Origin of the sequence: Streptomyces sp. NPDC046881 (assembly GCF_040645015.1) — a bacterium.
Classification (GTDB): domain Bacteria; phylum Actinomycetota; class Actinomycetes; order Streptomycetales; family Streptomycetaceae; genus Streptomyces.
Window position 1 is genome coordinate 16,895 of record NZ_JBEYXJ010000064.1, and the last position, 18,374, is coordinate 35,268.

Sequence of the window (18,374 nt, forward strand, 5' to 3'; positions counted from 1 at the left end):
GCCCGTGACGACGACCCCGATCACCCCGAGCCCCGCGTCCCCGAGCCTCATCGCGACCCTCCCGGGCCGCTACTACACCGATCCGGAGGTCTTCCGGCGCGAGCAGGAGAAGCTGTTCGAGTCGATGTGGTTCTGCGCCGTCCGCAGCGCCGACCTGGACAGGCCGGGCGCCTTCCGCACGGCCCAGGTGGGCCGCGAGAACGTCATCGTCACCCGGACCCGCACCGGAGAGCTGCGCGCCTTCCTCAACGTGTGCCGGCACCGCGGGGCGCGGCTGTGCACCGAGGAGTCCGGCGAGGTGCGGCGCAGCCTCCAGTGCCCGTACCACGCGTGGACGTACGACCTTGACGGCACGTTGATCGCCGCACCCAACTTGATCAAGATGCCCGATGTGGACCGGGTCGCGTACGGGTTGATCAAGGTGGCGCTGCGCGAGTGGCTCGGCTACGCCTGGGTGTGCCTGGCCGCCGAACCGCCCTCCTTCGAGGAGACCGTGATGGACGCGGCCGTGGAACGGCTCGGCGACGCCGCCGCCATCGAGCACTACGGCACCGAGCGGCTGGCCCTCGGCAAGCGCATCACCTACGACGTGCGCGCCAACTGGAAGCTGATCGTCGAGAACTTCATGGAGTGCTACCACTGCGCGACGATCCACCCGGAACTCACCGAGGTGCTCCCGGAGTTCGCCGACGGCTACGCGGCCCAGTACTACGTCGGCCACGGCGCGGAGTTCGGCACGGAGATCAGGGGCTTCACGGTGGACGGCAGCGAGGGCTTCGCCAAACTGCCGGAGGTGAGCGCCGAGCAGGACCGCCGCTACTACGCCATCACGGTCAAGCCGACCGTGTTCGTCAACCTCGTCCCGGACCACGTGATCCTGCACCGCATGTTCCCGCTGGCCGAGGACCGCACGGTGGTGGAGTGCGACTGGCTGTACGCGCCGGAGGTGGTGGACTCGGGCGCGGACGTGTCGAAGTCCGTGGAACTGTTCCACCGCGTCAACGTGCAGGACTTCGAGGCGTGCGAGCGCACCCAGCCGGCGATGTCCTCGCGCGCGTACCGCCGGGGCGGGGTGCTGGTCCCCAACGAGCACCACCTCGGCATCTTCCACGCCTGGCTGCTGGACCGGCTGGGGGAAGCCCATGCCTGACCTGTTCATCGGCGGTGAGTGGCGGGGCGCCCTGGACGAGCGCACCCGGGAGATCCGCTGTCCCGCCGACGGCTCCCTGGTCGGCGTCGTGGACGAGGCCGGCGGCAAGGACACCGTGGCGGCCGTCGCTGCGGCCCGGCGGGCGTTCGACACCGGCCCGTGGCCGCGTACGCCCGCCGGGGAGCGCGCCGACCTGCTGCTGCGGGTCGCCGGCCTCCTCGCCCGGGACAAGGACGCCCTGGCCCGCGCCGAGTCCCTGGACACGGGCAAGCGGCTGGTGGAGAGCGCGTACGACATCGACGATGTCGCCGACTGTTTCCGCTACTTCGGGCGGCTGGTGGCGAGCGAGACAGGTCGGGTGATCGACACCGGGCGGCCGGACGTGGACAGCCGGGTGGTGTACGAGCCGGTCGGCGTCTGCGCCCTGATCACGCCCTGGAACTACCCGCTGCTGCAGACCGCGTGGAAGGTCGTGCCCGCACTCGCGGCCGGCAACACCTTCGTGCTGAAACCGAGCGAGCTGACCCCGCACACCGCGATCCACCTGGTCCGGCTGCTGGCCGAGGCGGGGCTGCCGCCGGGCGTGGCCAATCTGGTGCTGGGCGCCGGTCCGGAGGCGGGCGCCCCGCTCGCCGACCACCCGGACGTCGACCTGGTCTCCTTCACCGGCGGCCTGCAGACCGGCCGCCGGCTGATGGCGGCGGCGGCCGGCACGGTGAAGAAGGTGGCGCTGGAACTCGGCGGGAAGAACCCCAACATCGTCTTCGCGGACGCCGGCTTCGAGGCGGCGGTCGACATGGCGCTGACCGCCGTCTTCCTGCACTCGGGGCAGGTGTGCTCCGCCGGGGCCCGGCTGCTGGTCGAGGACGCGCTGCACGACCGGTTCGTGGACGAGGTCGTACGGCGGGCCGGGGAAATCCGGCTGGGCGGGCCGTTCGACGAGCGGGCGCAGACCGGGCCGTTGATCTCGGCGGCGCACCGGGCCAAGGTCGAGGCGTACGTGGCGCGGGGGCTCGCGGAGGGCGCGGTGCTGCGCTGCGGCGGGGCCCGGCCCTCCGGTCCCGGATACGACGACGGCTTCTACTACCTGCCGACCGTCCTGGACGAGTGCGCGAGCGGCATGTCGGTCGTCCGGGAGGAGTCCTTCGGACCGGTGCTGACCGTCGAGCGGTTCAGCTCCGAGGAGGAGGCCGTCCGGCTCGCCAACGACACCGTCTACGGCCTCGCGGGCGCCGTGTGGACCGCCGACGAGGCGCGGGCCTCGCGGGTCGCGGGGCGGCTGCGGCTCGGCACGGTCTGGATCAACGACTACCACCCGTACGTGCCGCAGGCCGAGTGGGGTGGTTACAAGCAGTCCGGGTTCGGACGCGAACTCGGACCGGCGGGGCTCGCCGAGTACCGCGAGACGAAACACATCTGGCGCAACACGGCGCCGGCACCGCAGGGCTGGTTCGACTGACAGCCAGAGGAGTCCGCTCATGACGACCACCGAGCAATCACCAGATCCCCACCACCAGGACGACGCCGAACTCGCCGAGTTCGGCTACCGACCCGAACTCAAGCGCACCCTGGGCACCTTCCACACCTTCGCCGCCGGGATCAGCTACATCTCGATCCTGACCGGCACCTTCCAGCTGTTCTACTTCGGCTACGGCAGCGGCGGTCCGGCCTACTGGTGGTCGTGGCCGATGGTGTTCGCCGGCCAGTTCACGGTGGCCCTGTGCTTCGCCGAACTGGCCGCCCGCTATCCGGTGGCCGGCTCGGTCTACAACTGGTCCAAGAAGATCGGCAATCCGCATCTCGGCTGGCTCGCCGGGTGGATGATGCTGATCGCGTCCATCGTGTCCATCTCGGCGGTGGCGCTGGCCTACCAGCTGACGCTGCCGCAGATCTCGTCGGTGTTCCAGTTCGTGGGGGACGGCACGGGCACGTACGACGTGGCGACCAACGCGGTCGTCCTCGCCGCCGTGTTGATCCTGTTCACGACGCTGGTCAATGCGTTCGGCGTCAAGCTGATGGCCACGATCAACACAGCGGGTGTGTTCATCGAGTTGATCGCGACCGTTGTATTGATCATCCTGTTCGCCGTCCACATCACCCGTGGTCCTCAAGTCGTCATGCAGACGAACCACACGGGATCGGGATACTCGACGGGTTACCTCGGCGCCTTCCTGGTGGCCTCGCTGGCCTCCGCGTACGTCATGTACGGCTTCGACACCGCCGCCTCGCTGGGCGAGGAGTCCCTGGACCCGTCCCGGAACGCCCCCCGCGCGATCATCCGGGCGATCGTCGCCTCGTTCGTCCTGGGCGGTCTGGTCCTGCTGCTGGCGCTCATGAGCGTCTCCAGTCTCAAGGGCGACAAGCTCTCCACCGACGGCCTGCAGTACGTCGTGCTCGACGTGCTCGGCCCGACGGCCGGCAAGGCGATGCTGTGGTGCGTGCTGATCGCGGTCACGGTCTGCGCGCTGGCCGTGCACACGGCGGCGATCCGGCTGGCGTTCGCGATGGCCCGGGACAACAACCTGCCGGCGTCCTCGCTGATGGCCCGGGTCAGCCCCCGCTTCCAGACCCCGGTCCTGCCGGCCGTGATCATCGGTGTGCTGGCGCTGGCGATTCTGGTGGTCAACATCCGCCAGCCGCAGATCTTCACCGTCGTCACCAGCATCGGCATCGTCATGATCTACCTCGCCTATCTGGGCGTCACCGGGCCGATGCTGGTGGCCCGGCTGCGCGGGAGGTGGCAGCCCGCGGGCGAGGGCAGGTTCTCGCTGGGCCGCTGGGGACTGCTGGTCAACATCGTCGCGGTGGTGTGGGGCGCGGCCATGACGGTGAACCTGATCTGGCCGCGCGCCTCGGTCTACAACGCCTCCGCGCCGTACCACTGGTACCTGCGCTGGGGCGCCGTCCTCTTCGTCGCGGTCATCGCGGGCGGCGGCTTCGCCTACTACTGGTGCGTCCAGCGGCACCGCACCGGCGTGCTCGCCGAGCACCGCCCGGACGCCGCCGCCGCGACCGCTCCCCTCGCCGCCCCGGCGGCCGAGTGACTCCGCCCCGATCCCGCTGACCTGGAGGTCGTATGAGCAACGATGAGTTCGACTACGTCGTGGTCGGTGGCGGCACCGCGGGCAACGTCGTGGCCGCCCGGCTCTCCGAGGACCCCTCGGTGACGGTGTGCGTGCTGGAGGCGGGCCCCAGCGACGTCGGCGACGACGACGTCCTGAAGCTGGAGCGCTGGATGGGCCTGCTGGAGTCCGGGTACGACTGGGACTACCCGGTCGAACCGCAGAGCAGCGGCAACAGTTTTATGCGGCACGCGCGTGCGAAGGTGCTGGGCGGGTGTTCGTCGCACAACTCCTGTATCGCCTTCTGGGCGCCCGCGGAGGACCTGGACGACTGGGCGGCCCAGGGCTGTACGGGCTGGAGCGCGGCCGACCTGTTCCCTCTCTACCGGCGGCTGGAGAACAACGACGCGCCCGGCGACCACCACGGCCGCACCGGCCCGGTGCGGCTGCGCACGCTGAAGGGCGGGGACCCGTGCGGCGCCGCCCTGCTGGAGGCGTGTGCGCAGGCCGGCATACCGACGGTCCCGTTCAACACCGGGCGGACGGTGGTGCGCGGGGCCAACTGGTTCCAGATCAACTCCGACGAGAACAACATCCGCCAGTCCTCGTCCGTGGCCTACCTGCACCCGGTCCTGGGCAAACGCCCGAACCTGGACGTCCGCACCGGGGTGCGGGCCAGGAAGCTGGTGCTGGAGGGCCGGCGGTGCGTGGGCGCCGAGTACCTGGACCCGGATCTGGTGCACACCCGCACGGTCCGGGCCCGCCGCGAGGTGATCGTCTCCTGCGGCTCGATCGACTCCCCGAAGCTGCTGATGCTGTCCGGCATCGGCCCGGCCGGGCACCTGCGCGAGGTCGGCGTCGAGGTCGCGGTGGACTCCCCCGGCGTCGGCGAGAACCTGCAGGACCACCCCGAGGGCGTGATCATGTGGGAGGCGAAGCAGCCGATGACCACCACGTCCAGCCAGTGGTGGGAGGCGGGCGTCTTCTACGACACCGAGCCCGGCCTGGACCGGCCCGACCTGATGTTCCACTACGGCTCGGTGCCCTTCGACATGAACACCGCGCGCTGGGGCTACCCGACCTCGGAGAACGCGTTCTGCCTCACCCCCAACGTCACGAAGGCCAGGTCACGCGGCACGGTACGGCTGCGGACGCGGGACTACCGGGACAAGCCGAAGGTGGACCCGCGGTACTTCACGCACGAGCACGACGTGCGGGTGATGACGTACGGGCTGAGGCTGGCCCGGCGCATCGCCGCGCAGCCGGCGCTGAGCGGCTGGGCGGGCGCCGAGCTGGCGCCGGGGCCGGAGGTCCGCACGGACGACGAGCTGCTGGACTACATCCGCAAGACGCACAACACCGTCTACCACCCGTCGTGCACCGTGAAGATGGGCGCCGACGACGACCCCTCGGCCCCGCTCGACGCGCGGCTGCGGGTCAAGGGGGTCGAGGGGCTGCGGGTCGCCGACGGGTCGGTGATGCCGGATCTGATCGCGGTCAACCCGTGCATCACGACGATGATGATCGGCGAGAAGTGCGCCGACCTGATCAAGGAGGTCGCTTGATCACAGAGGTCGCTTGATCACAGAGGTCGCTTGATCGAGGAGGACGCTTGATCAAGGGGTCGGTCAACCCATTGATCAAGCCGGCTTCTTGTACATCCTCGTCGCCGTGATCTCGCTGTGCACCGTCTCTCCGGCCTGCGGCTGCTGGGGCAGTCCGGGCCGGAGGTGTTCCTCCACACTGATGTACTTCAGGCCCGCCCGCAGGTCGGCGTCGTTGCGCAGGCGGATGACCAGCGGGAACTCGGCGAGGGCGGTCGTGTCGAACAGGCCGGTGGTGTACAGCAGCTGGACGCCCAGCGCGTCGGAGACGGCCCGCTGGAGCTCCAGCAGGTAGGTGGCGTTGGCACGGCCGATCGGGTTGTCCAGGAACAGCGTGCCGGCGTGCCGGTGCTTGTCCCGCCCCCGGTCGTTCGAGCGCAGCGCGGCCATCGTGCAGTACAGGGCGATGGCGGCGGTGAGCAGCTGACCGCCCGAGAACACGTCGCCCATCTGTCCGACGGGCACGCGCTCGGCGCGCAGCACGGCGTCCGGCTTGAGGATCTCGACGGCCACGCCCTTCGGCTGCAGGGCCGCCGCGACGCCCCGCAGCAGCAGGGACATGCCGTCGCGGCGCAGGTCGGAGTTCTTCTTGACGGCCGCGCGCGTGGCCTCGTCGATGACCTCGCCGAGCCGTTCGGTGAGCGTGGCCTGGTCGGGTCCCTCGAAGCGGATGCGCAGGAACTCCTGCCCGGACCACTCACCGAGCCCCTCGGGCAGCCGGGAGAGCCGCTGGGCGGAGCGCAGCGTGGCGAGCGCCGACTCCACGAGTCCGCGCAGCCGGTCCACGATCGAGTCGCGGTTGCGCTCCAGCTGGGCCAGCTCGTCGGTCAGGACCCGCAGCCGGGGCGCGAACGCGTCCGCCCACTTCTGGGCGTGCTCGGGCAGCGCGGAGGCGGGCAGTTCGCGGATCTGCTGCCGGGCCGGAGTGCGCACCTGCTCGTAGCGCGTGGAGTTGGCGTGCCGGACCAGAACATCGCTGGCCTCGCGCACGGCCGCCTCGGCGGCGGACAGGTCGGCGGCACAGCCGCGCAGCGAGCGGCGGGCCTCGGCGGCGGAGTGCCGGGCCTCCTCCAGGGTGCCCGGGTACGGCTCCGTCTCCTCCTGCTCCTCCTCGGCCGGGTGTTCGCGCAGCAGGTCGCGCAGCATCGCGGCGATCTCGTCGAAGCCGCCGGCCGCGTCCTCGGCGGCGCGGTGGGCGTCCAGCAGCTCGGCGTGCGCCTCGCGGGCCCCGGCCAGCGCCTCGGTGCGGGCGGCGAGTTCGGCCGTGGCGGTGCGCAGCAACGCCTGGGCGTGCTCGGCGTCGCGCGGGACGAGTTCCTCGGGCAGCTCGGTGTGCGCCTCGCCGTCCTCCGGCGCGTGCCGCTCGGCCTCGCCGCGCAGCCGGCCGAGCTGCTCGCTCGCGGTCGACATCCGGGTCTCCAGGAGCTGCACCAGCTCCTCCGCGCGCGCGGCGGCGGCCTGCCGGGAGGGCCCGTCGGAGCCGTCGGGCGACTGGAGCAGCTGCTCGGCGCGGGTGCGGACCTTGTTGCTGAGCCGGTCCAGTTCGGCGCGGGCGGCGCTCTCGTCGCTCTCCGCGCGGGCCTGCTCGGCGCGCAGGTCGGCGCCGACGCCGACCTTCTCGTACACCTGGGAGGCGGCCCGGTAGGCCTCGCGGAGGGCGGGCAGGGACGCCTTCGGGGCGTCGTCGTCGGCGGCGGGTACGTCGTCGGGGGCACCGGCGATCTCGGCGCGTTCGGCGCGCAGGGCCCGGGCGGTGCGGCGGGCGTCGTCGGCGGCGCGCTGGGCGGCGCGGCGGTCCTCGTCGGCGGCGCGGGCGCGTTCCAGGCAGGTCTGCGCGCGCGCCTCGGACTCGGCGGCCTCGTCGGCGAGTTCGCGGAGCTTCACCTGCCAGCCGGCGCGCTCGCGCAGCCGGAAGGCGAGGCCGGCGAGGGCGTCGGCGGCACGCCTGGCCTTCTGCGCGGCCTCCTGCCGTTCGTCGCGGATCTGCGCGGCCTCGGCGGCGGCCTCGTCGGTCTCCACGCGCGCGGTGCGGGCCTCGGCGAGTTCCGCCTCGGCCTCCTGGGCGAAGGCGCGGGCCTCCTCGGCGGCCCGGGCCAGCTCGGTGAGGCGCCCGGCGGGGCAGCCGGTGCGCCAGGAGGCGAGCCGCGCGGCGAGTTCGCGGTCCTTGCCCAGGCGGGCGGCGAGGGCGCGGATCTCCTCGTCGCGCTCGGTGGCCCGCGCGCGCAGCGCCTGGCGTTCCTCGTCGGCGGCGTGCTCGTCGTGCATGGCCGGGTTCGGCGGCACCAGGAACACGTCGCCGGCGGCGGTGCCCGCGGCCGGGGGCGGGGCGAGCAGCGCGGCGGCGGTGCCGACGGCGACGGCGGAACGGGGCAGCAGGGCGGCGTCGCCGAGGGCCTCGCGGGCCCGCGCGTGCGTGTCCGGGTCGGTGATGATCACACCGTCGACCAGCTCGGGGCGGGCGGCGAGCACGCGCGCGTGGTCGGCGGGGTCGACGGCCTGCGCGAGGTAGCGCCAGCCGGGCAGGGCCGGGATGCCGTGCTCGCCGAGGAACTCGACGGTGGCCAGCACGTCCGGGCCGGGCGGCAGCAGTCCGCCGTCACCGAGGGCGCCGAGGATGCGGGCGTCGTCGGCGGCGGCCGTCCGCAGGTCGAACAAGTGCCGTTCGGCGCGCGACACGGCCTCGTCGAGGAGTTCGCGCAACTCGTCGGCGAAGCGGTCGAGTTCCTCGGGGGTGAGGACGCCCTGGGCGGTGCCGGCGGCCGGTGCGCGCGTGCCGTCGGACTCTTCCGTCCGGGGCGCGGGCACCCGTGCCGTGCCGGGCGCGCCCGGCAGGCTCAGCAGCTCCGCGAGCCGCTCCTCGGCGGCCAGGGACTCGGCGAGGCGCCGCTCGGCCTCGTGGGCGCGCTCGGCGGCGGTCGCCGCGTCGGCCGCGCGGGCCGCGGTCAGTTCCGCGCGGGACTCGGCGGAGGCCGCCTCGCGCGCGTGCTCGGTGGCCTTGCGGGCGGCCTCACGGGCCGCGTCCCAGGCGGCGACGGCGGTCTTCTCGGCGTCGCTGGCGGCGAGCGCGGCCCGCGCCGGGTCGGCGTCGGGGGCGCTGTCGTCCAGCCAGCCCGCGCGGACGGCCTCGGCGGTCTCCTGCTCGACCTCGGCCAGCCGCTGGCGCAGGTGCCCGGCCTCGCTGCGGGCCCGCTGCGCCTCGGTGGCGGCGGCGGTGGAGTCCCGGTAGGCGGAGTCGCTGACCTCCTGGAGGGCTGCGGAGCGCTCCTCCTCCTCGTTGGCGAGCGACTCGGCGCTCTCCGCGGCGGCGTGCAGGGCCCGTACGAGGTCCACGGCGGCCTTGGCGCGGGCGGCGAGCGCGGGCGCCGCGTCCCGTTCGGCCTCCTGGATGGCGGCGGACACGCGCGCGACGCGGTCGGCGGCGGCACGGTGGCGCAGCACGGCCTCGGCGGCCTGCCAGGCGGAGTGCAGGGTGCGGGCGTCGGCCAGCTCGCGCTTCTGCGCGGCGGCGGACTTCTCGGCGGCGGCCAGCGCCAGCGAGGCGTGCCGGTAGGCGAGTTCGGCGGCGATGAGGGAGCTGCGCTCGCGGGCGCCCTCGGAGTGCGTGACGGCGTACGCGGCGGCCGTCACGCGCTGGGCGAGGTCGGCGGCCCGGATCCGCTCCTGCACGGCCCGCGCGGACAGCCGCCGGGCCAGCGTGCGGGTGCGGCGCTCGGCGCCCGTGTGGACGTCACGCGCGCGTGCCCGCGCCCCGGCGGCCTCCACGATGCGGCCGAGCAGGTCGACGGATCCGGCGGTGAAGTCCCGTTCGGCGATCAGCTCGGCGCGCCGGCCGAGCTTGCTGCCGAAGCCGCTGACGAGGTCGGCGAGGCCGTCGGTGTCGCGGGTGTCGGTGACCGCGCGCAGCAGCAGGTCGGTGAAGTCGGAGTCCTTCTTGACCGCGAAGAGGCCGGCCGCCTCGCCTTCGTCGGCGTTCATCTCGCGCTGGTAGCGGAAGAGTTCGGGGTCGAGGCCGAGGTCGCCGAGGTGCTCGGTCCAGCGCTCGTGGGTCTCTTCCCAGTGCACCTCCAGGTGCGGGTAGGCCTTGCCGGCCTCCATGAGGGCGTCGCGGAAGCCCTTCATGGTGCGGCGGCGGCCGTGCGCGCCGGAGGTGCCCTCGGCGGCCGGCCGTACGGCGGTGGACTCGGCGACGGGCAGGTTGTCCAGGCTGAGGCCGGGGCCGGGCCGGAAGGAGTACCAGGCCTCGGCGAACTTGCGCGGGTCGTTGGAGACCTGCCGCCCGCGCCACTCGCTGACCTTGCCGACGACGACGCACTCGCCGGTCAGCACGTGCTGCCACTCCAGGGCCACGTGGCCGCAGTCGTCGGCGAGCAGGAACTTGCGCAGCACGCCGGAGCTGGCGCCGCCGAGGGTGTTGCGGTGGCCCGGCAGCATCACCGAGAAGATCAGCTTGAGCAGGACGGACTTGCCGCCGCCGTTCTCCAGGAACAGCACGCCCGCGGGCGCGGGCCGGCGCGGCGGGCCGGACGGCTCCTGCGCGAAGAACTCCGCCTGGGTGGGCGCCGGGTCGGGCACGGGCTCGCCGACTCCCCGCAGGTCCAGCACGGTGTCGGCGTAGCGCGCACCGGCGGGACCGATGGAGTAGAGGCGGACCCGGGACAGCTCGTACATGGCGGACTCTCGTAAGTCTGGTGAAAGGTACGGTGGTTCGGGAGTTCCCGGAGCTGCGGCTCCAGGCGTCAGGAGTGGAACGGCAGTCCGGCGTCGGCCACCAGGTCGAGGTCGTCGGTGTCCTCGGCGGGCAGCAGGGTGGCCGTGCCGTCGGTGACCGGGACGACGCCCAGCTCCAGCAGCTCGGCCAGGGCGGCGCTGCCGGCCATGTCGCGGACCTGGAGCTGGTAGCGGGCGGTGGTGCGGTACGTGCCGCCGTTGTCGTCGCCGGTGCGCTGCAGGAAGCCGGAGTCGGTGAGGAAGGCGAGGGCCTTCGCCACGATGCCGGTGGTGGAGGCGGCCGGCCGGCGGGCGTCCTTGGTGGCGCCGGTGGCGCTGCGTCTGGCCCAGATCCGCCAGGCGGCCTCCAGGCCGGGCGCGTCGGTCGCCGGGTCGGTGTTCTCGCCCTGTTCCTCGGCGCGCTCCTCCAGGCGGCGGCAGGCCTGCCGGACGAAGGCGTCGACGCCGTTGACGGTGACCCGGCCGATGTAGGAGTCGTCGGCGAGGTCCTCGGGGCGCGGGAACGCCAGCGCGGCGACCGCGAGATGGGCGAGTCCGTGCAGGAAGCGGTCGGCGGAGTCGGCGGCGGTGCGACGCGCGTAGTCACCCATGCGGACGGCGAAGACGGAGTCCTCGGCGGCGGTCACGGCCATGCCCGCGCGCGGGGACACCTCCAGCACGACGAGCCCGAGGCCGGCGGCGACGGCGTCCGCGAGCCGGGCGAACGCCGGGTTCTCGCGGTAGCGGCGCAGCAGTTCGGTGTACTCCTGGTCGCGCGCGGGCGCCAGCTTGGGCTGGAGTCCGAAGGCGACGAGCCGCGCCGCGTCGGCGGCGTCGGCGGGGGTGACGGCTGAGCCCGCCGGTGCGGCGGCAGGCTCGGGTTCACTCCGGTCGACGTGCTCGGTCACGGGTGGGGCTCCTTGTCGTGCTGTGGTCCGCTCATGCTGCTTCCGTCCGGTCCGCGGCCATGCCGGCCGCGTCGAGCAGGGCGGTCCCCACGATGAGGTCCGCCCCGCCGAACTCGGGATCGTCCAGTTCGGTGCCGTCGTCCACGGCGAACAGCAGCTTCTCCTCGCCCTGCCGGTAGGCGGTGCCGACGGCCGGACTGGCCGCGTGGACGGCCAGCAGCGCCACCAGGTACGCCAGGTCCGGGTCGCCGGTCCGCCGGGCCTCGGCGAGCAGCCCGGACAGTCTGCGCGGGGCGTCCGCCGGCAGGTCCAGCAGCTCCGTCGCGGCGGCCAGCTGCTCCTCGCTGAACCGGCTGTCGTCCGGCGTGGCGATCAGGTCGGGTTCGGGCATCTCGGCGCCCAGGTGCTCCCGTTCGACGGGCGGGGTCAGCAGTATGTCGACGAGGTCCCCGATCCGGACGGACACCGGTGTGCGCAGTCCCGTGCCGCGCGCGAAGAAGGCGTCCGTGACCCGGATCGCCTGCTCCAGGGGCAGCGGCAGGACGGGGGCGACGAGGTGGCCGTACAGGTCGATCCCGGACGTGGACGCCGGGGTGGCGAAGGCCTGCCGGTCCTGTTCCGCGCGGAACAGCGGGCCGGCCTCCAGCAGGCGGGACTGGAGCTGGGTGTGGCGCCGGATGCAGTCCTTGACGATGTCGACGAGTTCGGCGGCGCGGCGCTTGTGCTCGGGCTCCTCGGTCTCGTCGCGGGCCTTGCGGATGTTGGTGAGGATGGCGTTCTCGTGGCGGTACCGCTCGGCGACGTGGTCCAGGGCCTCGGCGATCATGTCGGGGACGGCGTTGAGCCAGTCGACCGCGCGGACGTTGCGCCGGGTGGCGTCCAGGGCGCGGCGGAGCGTCTCGGAGTACTGCACCGTGCGGTAGCGGGCCTGCTCGGCGGCGAGCTGGGCGTCGGCGAGCCGACCGCGGTTGATCAGCACCTCCAGCTTGACCTCGGCGGCGATCTGGGCGCTGGTGACGTCGGTGTCGAGGGCGCCGACCAGGACGTTGACCGCCTCGTCGGTCGTGCGCAGGTACACCGTGCCGCCGGGGCCGGGGACCTCCTCGATCAGCTTGAAGTCGTAGTCACGGCGGACGTACGTGCCGTCCGGCGCGAAGGTGCCGTAGACCGCGCGGAAGCCGCGGTCCACGCTGCCGACGTTGATGAGGTTCTCCAGGACCCAGCGGGCCACGCGCTCGTGTTCGGCGGTGGGCCGGTGCGGGGCCTGGGCGGCGATGCGCGGGATCAGCCGGGCCACGATCTGCTCGTGGTCGGCGCCGGTGTCGAAGTCCATGTTCAGCGTGACCAGGTCGATGGCGGCCAGGGCCACCTCGGCCATCCCGTACACCGAGTACTCACCGGCCAGGTTGGCCTTGCGCGCGTCCAGGTCGTGCAGGGGCGCGGTGCAGGCGAGCGCGCGCAGCCGACGCGCCAGCCCCTCGTCGGCGGCCGGACCCGGAGCCGGGCGCGGCCCCGCGCTGAGCTGGGGCGGAACACGGTCCGTCGATGCAGGCGAAGTCACGGTGCACAGACTAGGTCCTGGGTCTGACATCGGCCCAAACGGCTCAGAAGCGACGGCCGTCACAGAAGCTCAAGAGGCACCTGCCGGATCCTCGCCGACCCGGCGCCGGTACACCTCGACCACCCGCTCCAGGGAGTCCGCGAGGTACGTCTCCAGCTGCCGTTCCGCGCCCCGCCGGTCGCCCGCCTGCAGGGCCTGGAGGATCCCGGCGTTGCGGGCGAGGTAGGGCTCGTGCAGGCGGCGCTCGTCGTCCACGACGTGGAAGGCGAGGCGCAGCTCGGCGAAGACGCTGCGCATCAGCTCGTCGGTGCGCTCGCTGCCGGCGAGGGCGACCAGTTCCCGATGGAAGTGGATGTTGGCCGTACCCAGCTCTTTCCAGTCGTTCTCCGCGGCCGCCGTCCGTCCCTCCTCGACCGCCGCGACCAGCCCGCCGAGCCGGTACGGCGGTGCGCCCAGCCCGCGTACGACGGCGCACTCGACCAGGGAGCGCGTGCGGTAGATGTCCTCGACGTCCTCGACGGTCAGGACCCGCACGAACACCCCGCGGTTCAGCTCGTGGACCAGCAGGCGCTCGTGGGTGAGCAGCCGGAACGCCTCGCGCAGGGTGTTGCGGGAGACGCCGAGCGCCCCGCCGATGCTGTCCTCCGACAGGCGGGTGCCGGGCGGGAAGTAGCCCTCGGAGATGCGGCTCCTGAGGATGTCGGAAACCCGCTCCGCGGTGCTCGTACGGCCCAGGAGGACACGGTCGCCGGCCAGTCCCGTCAGCTGCTCTGCCATGCCCGGAATTCAATCGCAGACACCAGGACGAAACAACGCGGGTATTGAAGGATCGTTGAACGATCCCCTACGGTGCTCGGCACGGCTCGCTTCCCCGCACCCTCCGTCCCTCATCTGCGAGGTGCCCATGAGCACGACTCCACCGCCCCGCTCACCCTCCGCGCCGTCCCCCGCCACCCACCCGGCGCGAGCCGGACGCACCGACGAGGACGGTGCGTTCGGCTGGCTGCGCGCCCTCGGCCCGCGCGGTCGGCGCGCCTTCGCCGGTGCTTTCGGCGGCTATGCCCTGGATTCCTACGACTACTTCACCCTGCCGCTCAGCATGGTGGCGCTCGCGGCGTACTTCGGTCTCGACAGCGGCCAGACCGGCCTGTTCACGACGGTCACGCTGGTGGTCTCGGCGGTCGGCGGCGCCGTGGCGGGCGTGCTCGCGGACCGGGTGGGCCGGGTCCGGGCCCTGATGATCACGGTGATCACCTACGCCGTCTTCACGGTCGCCTGCGGCTTCGCGCCCACCTACGAGACGCTGCTGGTCTTCCGCGCCCTCCAGGGCCTCGGCTTCGGCGGCGAGTGGGCGGTCGGCGCGATCCTGGTCGCCGAGTACGCGGGCGCGCGCCACCGGGGCCGTACGCTCGGCGCGGTCCAGAGCTCCTGGGCGGTCGGCTGGGGACTGGCGGCGGCGGTCTACACGCTGGTCTTCTCCGTCGCCGGCGACGACCTGGCCTGGCGGGTGATGTTCTGGACCGGCGCGCTGCCCGCGCTGCTCGTGGTGTGGCTGCGCCGCGGGGTGCACGACGCGCCCACGGCGACGGCGACCCGCGAACAGGACCCGCGTCGGGGCTCGTTCGCGGCCATCTTCCGGCCCGGCCGGGACGGCGCCCCGGGCCTGCTGCGCACCACGGTCTTCGCGTGCCTGCTGTCCACCGGCGTGCAGGGCGGCTACTACACGCTGGCGACCTGGGTGCCGACGTACCTGAAGTCCGAGCGCGGTCTGTCGGTCGTCGGCACCGGCGGCTACCTGACGTTCCTGATCTCCGGCGCCTTCCTCGGCTACCTGACCGGCGGCCTGCTGACCGACCGGCTCGGCCGGCGGAACAACATCTGGCTGTTCGCGCTGCTGTCGGCGCTGTGCATCGTGGCGTACGCCAACATCCCGCACGGCGCCGACACCCTGCTGCTGGTGCTCGGTTTCCCGCTCGGCTTCTGCATGTCGGCCATCTTCAGCGGCTTCGGCTCCTACCTGAGCGAGCTGTACCCGACGGCGGTGCGCGGCACCGGGCAGGGCTTCACGTACAACACGGGCCGCGCGGTGGGCGCGGTGTTCCCGACCCTGGTGGGCTTCCTCGCGGACAGCTGGGGCGTGGGCGGCGCGCTGGTCTTCGGCGCGATCGGCTACGGCCTGGCCGCGCTGGCGCTGCTCGGGCTGCCGGAGACGCGCGGGAGGGAGCTGGCGTGACGCGGGTGAACCGTACCGAGGACCGTCCCGTCGTCACGGTCGACGCGCACGCGCGCGCGTGGAGCCCCGCAACGGCGCGGGCCCGTTTCCGCGAGGGCCTGGCCGGGCCCACCGCGGGGGTCGCCGCCGGCCACACGCAGGCCAACCTGATCGCGGTGCCCGCCGACTGGGCCTACGACATGCTGCTGTTCTGCCAGCGCAACCCCAAGCCCTGCCCGGTGCTCGACGTCACCGACGCCGGCTCCCCGGCGACCGTCCTCGCCGAGGGCGCCGATCTGCGCACCGACCTGCCGCGCTACCGGGTGTGGGAGGACGGCGGGCTGGTGGACGAACCCACGGACGTCCGCGCGTACTGGCGCGACGACCTGGTGTCGTTCCTGATCGGGTGCAGCTTCACCTTCGAGTGGGCGCTGGCCCGGGCGGGCGTGCCGATCCGGCATATTGAGCAGGGCCGCAACGTGCCGATGTACGTGACCGGCCGGACGTGCCGGCCGGCGGGCCGGCTGCGCGGGCCGATGGTGGTGTCCATGCGGCCGGTGCCGCCCGAGCGGCTGGGCGCGGCGATCAGGGAGAGCAGCCTGCTGCCGGCCGTGCACGGCGGCCCGGTGCACTGCGGGGATCCCGCGGCCCTCGGCATCGAGGACCTCGGCCGGCCGGACTTCGGCGACCCGGTGACCCTTGCCGACGGCGACATCCCGGTGTTCTGGGCCTGCGGGGTGACCCCGCAGGCGGCCGTGACGGCGTCCCGGCCGCCGTTCGCGATCACGCACGCGCCGGGCCGGATGTTCCTGACCGACGCCCGCGACGAGCAGTACCGGCTGGTCGGCGTCGACTGAGCCCGGCCGGACCGTAACCCGCGTACCGAGAAGACTCCACGACGACCGGAGACACGAGAACACCATGACCGCGAGCACCGCGATCGATCTGAACGCCGACCTCGGCGAGGGCTTCGGCCGCTGGCGGCTGACCGATGACGAACAGCTGCTGTCCGTCGTCACCAGCGCCAACGTGGCCTGCGGGTTCCACGCCGGGGACGCGGCCACCATGCGCCGGGTGTGCGCACAGGCGGCCGAGCGCGGGGTGACGATCGGCGCGCAGGTCTCCTACCGGGACCTGGCCGGTTTCGGGCGGCGCGCGATGGAGGTGCCGCCCGCCGAGCTGGCGGCCGAGGTGGCCTACCAGATCGGCGCGCTGGAGGTGTTCGCGCGGGCGGCGGGGTCGCGTGTGGCGTACGTCAAGCCGCACGGCGCGCTCTACAACCGGGTCGTGCACGACGAGGAGCAGGCCCGGGCGGTGATCGACGGCGTGCGGCTGGCGGACGCCTCGCTGCCGGTGCTGGGCCTGCCCGGCTCGCGGCTGCTGGCGCTGGCCGCCGAGGCGGGGCTGCCGGCGGTCACGGAGGCCTTCGCGGACCGCGCGTACACCGACGAGGGCACGCTGGTGCCGCGGGGCCGGGACGGCGCCGTGGTGACCGACCCGGACGCCGTCGTGGAGCGTTCGGTGAGTCTCGCCCGCTCCGGCGCGGTGACCGCGCACTCCGGCGCCCGGATCCGGGTGCGCGCCCGTTCGCTGTGCCTGCACGGCGACACGCCCGGGGCGGTCGGCCTGGCCCGGCGGGTGCGTGAGCGGCTGGTGGCCGCGGGCGTGCGGCTGGAGGCGTTCGCGTGAGGGCGCTTCCCGTCGGCGACGACGCGCTGCTCGTCGAGGTGTCCTCCGGACAGGAGGCGCAGGCCCTGCACGCGGAGCTGCTGCGGCGCCGCGCGGCGGGCACCCTGCGCGTCCGCGAGATCGTCCCGGCGGCCCGTACGGTGCTGCTCGACGGGCTGGCCGACCCGGCCCGCTGGGCGGCGGAGCTGACCACCGTGCGGCTCCCGGCCGTGCCCGTCCACGCGCGCGAGCCGGTCGAGCTGCCCGTGCGGTACGACGGCCCGGACCTGGCGGCGGTCGCCGAGCGCTGGGGAGTGAGCGCGCGCGAGGCGGCCCGCGTCCATGCCGGCACCGAGTTCACGGTAGCCTTCTGCGGTTTCGCCCCCGGCTTCGGCTACCTCACCGGGCTCCCGGACCGCTACCACGTCCCGCGCCACGCGACCCCGCGCACGTCCGTCCCGGCCGGTGCCGTGGCGCTGGCCGGGCCGTACACGGGCGTGTACCCGCGTTCCTCACCGGGCGGCTGGCAGCTGATCGGCACGACGGACGCGGTGCTGTGGGACCACACGCGGGTACCGGCCGCGCTGCTGACCCCGGGCACGCGCGTGCGGTTCGTACCGGTGGAGGGGGCATGACCGATCGTGCGCTCGTCGTGGTCCGCGCCGGGGCGCTGACCACCGTGCAGGACCGCGGGCGGCCGGGGTACGCGCATCTCGGCGTGCCCCGTTCCGGCGCGCTCGACCCGGCCGCGGCGGCGCTGGTGAACCGGCTCGTCGGCAACCCGCCGGACGCCGCCGTCCTGGAGACCACCCTCGACGGCTGTGCGGTGCGCCCCCGTTCGACCGTCACCGTGGCGGTCGGGGGCGCGCCGTGCCCGGTGAGGGTGGGCGGTCGCCCGGCCGCGTGGGGCGCGCCGCTCGTGGTGCCGGCGGGCGAGGTGCTGGAGGTGGGCGCGGCCACCGCCGGTGTCCGCGGCTACCTCGCGGTCGGCGGCGGGATCACCGTGGAGCCGGTCCTCGGCAGCCGGGCCACGGACCTGCTGTCCGGACTGGGTCCGGCCCCGCTGGCGGACGGCACGGTGCTGCCGCTGGGCGCCCCGGCCGGCCCTCCCGCGCGCGTGGACGGCGCGCCGCAACCGGCCCCACCGGCCGAGCTCGTGCTCCGGGTGACCCCGGGCCCGCGCGACGACTGGTTCACGGCACGGGCGGTACGGGACCTGGCCACGCGCGCGTACCGGGTGTCCGCGGCGAGCAACCGCATCGGCCTGCGCACCGAGGGGCCCGCGCTGGAGCGGGCCCGGACCGGTGAGCTGCCCAGCGAGGGCATGGTCCTCGGCGCGGTGCAGGTCCCGCCGGACGGGCGCCCGGTGGTCTTCCTCGCGGACCATCCGACCACCGGCGGCTACCCGGTGATCGCGGTGGTCCGCGCCGCCGACCTGCCGGCCGCCGCACAGGCACTGCCGGGCACCCCCGTCCGGTTCGTACCGGTACGGCGCCGCTGAC

The 18,374-nt window shown here is 73.8% G+C and carries 13 protein-coding genes; 9 read left to right on the top strand and 4 right to left on the bottom strand.

The window, feature by feature from the left end:
• The first annotated feature begins 4 nt into the window (after positions 1-4).
• Genes ABZ923_RS26435 through ABZ923_RS26450 form a run of 4 tightly spaced genes read left to right on the top strand, consistent with a single transcriptional unit; the run spans position 5 to position 5,777 of the window.
• Positions 5-1,150: an aromatic ring-hydroxylating dioxygenase subunit alpha gene (locus tag ABZ923_RS26435; RefSeq protein WP_361476122.1), complete on the top strand. Its 1,146-nt coding sequence runs from the start codon at positions 5-7 to the stop codon at positions 1,148-1,150.
• Complete coding sequence (locus ABZ923_RS26440; protein WP_361476124.1) at positions 1,143-2,609, top strand: aldehyde dehydrogenase family protein; 1,467 nt, start codon at positions 1,143-1,145, stop codon at positions 2,607-2,609. The genes ABZ923_RS26435 and ABZ923_RS26440 overlap by 8 nt, the downstream gene beginning before the upstream one ends.
• 19 nt (positions 2,610-2,628) lie before the next feature.
• The gene (locus ABZ923_RS26445; protein WP_361476126.1) at positions 2,629-4,194 is read left to right on the top strand and encodes an amino acid permease; all 1,566 of its coding nucleotides are present in this window, start codon (positions 2,629-2,631) and stop codon (positions 4,192-4,194) included.
• A gap of 32 nt (positions 4,195-4,226) precedes the next feature.
• On the top strand, positions 4,227-5,777 hold the full coding sequence (locus tag ABZ923_RS26450; protein WP_361476128.1) for a GMC family oxidoreductase N-terminal domain-containing protein: 1,551 nt from the start codon (positions 4,227-4,229) through the stop codon (positions 5,775-5,777).
• Positions 5,778-5,852: 75 nt separating this feature from the next.
• On the opposite strand, the gene ABZ923_RS26455 is transcribed toward ABZ923_RS26450, so the two are convergent.
• From ABZ923_RS26455 to ABZ923_RS26470, 4 genes are all read right to left on the bottom strand, one after another.
• Positions 5,853-10,484 (bottom strand): hypothetical protein, encoded by a 4,632-nt coding sequence (locus ABZ923_RS26455; protein WP_361476130.1) that lies wholly within the window; start codon positions 10,482-10,484, stop codon positions 5,853-5,855.
• 68 nt (positions 10,485-10,552) lie between these two features.
• Positions 10,553-11,431, bottom strand: a complete 879-nt coding sequence (locus tag ABZ923_RS26460) for a hypothetical protein (protein ID WP_361476132.1) — start codon at positions 11,429-11,431, stop codon at positions 10,553-10,555.
• Positions 11,432-11,462: 31 nt separating this feature from the next.
• Positions 11,463-12,992: a hypothetical protein gene (locus ABZ923_RS26465; RefSeq protein WP_361476134.1), complete on the bottom strand. Its 1,530-nt coding sequence runs from the start codon at positions 12,990-12,992 to the stop codon at positions 11,463-11,465.
• A 69-nt stretch (positions 12,993-13,061) separates the two neighbouring features.
• A complete protein-coding gene (locus tag ABZ923_RS26470) occupies positions 13,062-13,769 on the bottom strand; it encodes a GntR family transcriptional regulator (protein ID WP_361476136.1) in 708 nt (235 codons plus the stop codon).
• A gap of 127 nt (positions 13,770-13,896) precedes the next feature.
• Between ABZ923_RS26470 and ABZ923_RS26475 the strand changes: the two genes are divergently transcribed.
• The 5 genes from ABZ923_RS26475 (at position 13,897) to ABZ923_RS26495 (ending at position 18,373) form a co-directional block, all read left to right on the top strand.
• The gene (locus ABZ923_RS26475) at positions 13,897-15,225 is read left to right on the top strand and encodes an MFS transporter (protein ID WP_361476138.1); all 1,329 of its coding nucleotides are present in this window, start codon (positions 13,897-13,899) and stop codon (positions 15,223-15,225) included.
• 5 nt (positions 15,226-15,230) lie between these two features.
• The gene (locus tag ABZ923_RS26480; RefSeq protein ID WP_361476163.1) at positions 15,231-16,061 is read left to right on the top strand and encodes a putative hydro-lyase; all 831 of its coding nucleotides are present in this window, start codon (positions 15,231-15,233) and stop codon (positions 16,059-16,061) included.
• 64 nt (positions 16,062-16,125) lie between these two features.
• Positions 16,126-16,893 (top strand): 5-oxoprolinase subunit PxpA, encoded by a 768-nt coding sequence (locus tag ABZ923_RS26485; protein ID WP_361476140.1) that lies wholly within the window; start codon positions 16,126-16,128, stop codon positions 16,891-16,893.
• Positions 16,890-17,507, top strand: coding sequence for an allophanate hydrolase subunit 1 (locus ABZ923_RS26490; protein ID WP_361476142.1), 618 nt, complete (start codon positions 16,890-16,892; stop codon positions 17,505-17,507). The genes ABZ923_RS26485 and ABZ923_RS26490 overlap by 4 nt, the downstream gene beginning before the upstream one ends.
• Positions 17,504-18,373 carry a biotin-dependent carboxyltransferase family protein gene (locus ABZ923_RS26495; RefSeq protein ID WP_361476144.1) on the top strand — a complete coding sequence of 290 codons (870 nt, stop codon included), beginning with the start codon at positions 17,504-17,506 and terminating at the stop codon, positions 18,371-18,373. Before ABZ923_RS26490 ends, ABZ923_RS26495 begins: the two co-directional genes overlap by 4 nt.
• Position 18,374 lies beyond the last annotated feature (1 nt).

What these genes read in the sequence shown, in the direction of transcription:
- ABZ923_RS26450 (WP_361476128.1), top strand. Translation starts at nt 4,227, where the DNA reads ATGAGCAACGATGAGTTCGACTACGTCGTGGTCGGTGGCGGCACCGCG.
- ABZ923_RS26470 (WP_361476136.1), bottom strand. Translation starts at nt 13,769, where the DNA reads ATGGCAGAGCAGCTGACGGGACTGGCCGGCGACCGTGTCCTCCTGGGC.
- ABZ923_RS26455 (WP_361476130.1), bottom strand. Translation starts at nt 10,484, where the DNA reads ATGTACGAGCTGTCCCGGGTCCGCCTCTACTCCATCGGTCCCGCCGGT.
- ABZ923_RS26485 (WP_361476140.1), top strand. Translation starts at nt 16,126, where the DNA reads ATGACCGCGAGCACCGCGATCGATCTGAACGCCGACCTCGGCGAGGGC.
- ABZ923_RS26475 (WP_361476138.1), top strand. Translation starts at nt 13,897, where the DNA reads ATGAGCACGACTCCACCGCCCCGCTCACCCTCCGCGCCGTCCCCCGCC.
- ABZ923_RS26440 (WP_361476124.1), top strand. Translation starts at nt 1,143, where the DNA reads ATGCCTGACCTGTTCATCGGCGGTGAGTGGCGGGGCGCCCTGGACGAG.
- ABZ923_RS26445 (WP_361476126.1), top strand. Translation starts at nt 2,629, where the DNA reads ATGACGACCACCGAGCAATCACCAGATCCCCACCACCAGGACGACGCC.
- ABZ923_RS26495 (WP_361476144.1), top strand. Translation starts at nt 17,504, where the DNA reads ATGACCGATCGTGCGCTCGTCGTGGTCCGCGCCGGGGCGCTGACCACC.